Origin of the sequence: Pseudomonas sp. GM33, assembly GCF_000282295.1 — a bacterium.
In the GTDB taxonomy this organism is placed as follows: Bacteria; Pseudomonadota; Gammaproteobacteria; order Pseudomonadales; family Pseudomonadaceae; genus Aquipseudomonas; species Aquipseudomonas laurylsulfatiphila.
The window spans coordinates 1-910 of the sequence record NZ_AKJO01000126.1; the positions used below are offsets into that span (position 1 = coordinate 1).

General features: G+C 65.9%; 1 protein-coding gene. It reads left to right on the forward strand.

The window, feature by feature from the left end:
- On the forward strand, window positions 1–910 hold a 910-nt coding region (locus tag PMI26_RS31960; RefSeq protein ID WP_007977662.1), incomplete at both ends, for a DUF5801 repeats-in-toxin domain-containing protein.

Consider the following 910-nt stretch of genomic DNA (forward strand, 5'->3'; position numbering starts at 1 on the left):
CTCCGGGCTGACGGACACGGCCACGGGCGACGCGGTCAACCTGTCGCTTAACGGCACCGTGGTCGAAGGGCGCACGGCCACGGGCAACCTGCTGGTGTTCACCGTCAGTGTGGCCGCCAATGGCAGCGTCACGCTCGACCAGCTTCGCGCCGTGGTGCACTCCAACACAACCAATCCCGATGATGCGACGAGCCTGGCCGCGGACAACCTGGTGACGCTGACCGCGACCAAGACCGACGGGGACGGCGACAGCGCCCAGGCGACCCTGAACATCGGGCAGAACCTGGTGTTCAAGGACGATGGGCCGAGCATCAGCACCACTGGCACGGAGCCGACGCTGACGGTGGACGAAACGCTGCTGGCGAACAACGATACCCAGAGCTTCGCCGCCAACTTCAACTCGGCGTTTGGCGCTGATGGGGCAGGCACCCTGACCTATGCGCTGGGTATGGTGGCCGGGGCTTCCGGGCTGACGGACACCGCCTCGGGCCAGGCGGTGAACCTGTCGCTCAATGGCGCCGTGGTCGAAGGGCGTACGGCCCTCGGCAATCTGCTGGTATTCACGGTCAGCGTCGCCGCCGATGGCAGCGTCACGCTCGACCAGCTTCGCGCCGTGGTGCACTCCAACACAACCAATCCCGATGATGCGACGAGTCTGGCCGCGGACAACCTGGTGACCCTGACCGCGACCAAGACTGACGGGGACGGCGACAGCGCCCAGGCGACCCTCAACATCGGGCAGAACCTGGTGTTCAAGGACGACGGGCCGAGCATCAGCACCACCGGCACGGAGCCGACGCTGACGGTGGACGAAACACTACTGGCGACCAACGATACCCAGAGCTTCGCCGCCAATTTCAACTCGGCGTTTGGCGCCGATGGTGCCGGGACGCTGACTTATGCACTGGGC